1 rRNA gene is annotated in these 415 nt (G+C 50.4%); it reads right to left on the bottom strand.

Going from position 1 to position 415, the window contains the following annotated elements:
- A 23S ribosomal RNA gene (locus tag CS562_RS32470) occupies positions 1-385 on the bottom strand; the annotation flags it as partial.
- Positions 386-415: the final 30 nt, after the last annotated feature.

Here is a 415-nt window from a genome sequence, read left to right as displayed (position 1 = left end):
TACAGGGCTTTTACCTTCTTTGGCGGGCCTTTCCAGACCTCTTCGTTTAACCGGTTCCTTTGTAACTCCATGTGAGATGTCCCACAACCCCAAAGAGCAAGCTCTCTGGTTTGGGCTTCTCCGCGTTCGCTCGCCGCTACTGACGGAATCACTATTGTTTTCTCTTCCTCAAGGTACTTAGATGTTTCAGTTCCCCTGGTATGCCTCTACATAACCTATGTATTCAGTTATGAGTAACTGGAAATTACCCCAGCTGGGTTTCCCCATTCGGACACCCCCGGATCAAAGCTTGCTTACAGCTCCCCGAGGCAGTTTCGTTGTTCGCCACGTCCTTCATCGGCTCCTAGCGCCTAGGCATCCTCCGTGTGCTCTTAGTAGCTTAACCAATTGCTCCAAGGAGCAAATGCAATCTACC

Source organism: Paenibacillus sp. LK1 (genome assembly GCF_002750415.1).
In the GTDB taxonomy this organism is placed as follows: Bacteria; Bacillota; Bacilli; order Paenibacillales; family Paenibacillaceae; genus Paenibacillus; species Paenibacillus taichungensis.
The sequence above is the reverse complement of the archived record's forward strand: the minus strand, read 5'-3'. Positions and strand labels throughout refer to the sequence as shown.